1 protein-coding gene is annotated in these 255 nt (G+C 59.6%); it reads right to left on the reverse strand.

All coding sequences use genetic code 11. The features are described 5' to 3' along the window. Window positions 1–76: 76 nt before the first annotated feature. Window positions 77–247 carry a transposase gene (locus NE547_RS18720; RefSeq protein WP_370866869.1) on the reverse strand — a complete coding sequence of 57 codons (171 nt, stop codon included), beginning with the start codon at window positions 245–247 and terminating at the stop codon, window positions 77–79. Window positions 248–255 lie beyond the last annotated feature (8 nt).

Raw genomic sequence — 255 nt, forward strand, 5'->3', positions numbered from 1 at the left:
TGTTCCACCCACCTCTGGTACGGCCAACCGCCTTATCCGCTGTTTTTTTCCCCGCCATTGGCGCTTTCATGTACCTTTACACAGTGGAGTCTACGCTCAGATTCTCCATGTCCGCGTCCCCGGACAGTGCGTGAAATACTGCCTCCAGTGTGCCGTCATCCCGCCACTTGGAGAATCGCGCGTACACAGACTGCCAGGGGCCATAGGCCGCCGGCAGCTCACGCCACTGAGCACCGCTCCGGACAATCCAGAGCA

The sequence above is a fragment of the Flavonifractor sp. DFI.6.63 genome (assembly GCF_024462255.1).
Taxonomy (GTDB): domain Bacteria; phylum Bacillota; class Clostridia; order Oscillospirales; family Oscillospiraceae; genus Lawsonibacter_A; species Lawsonibacter_A hominis.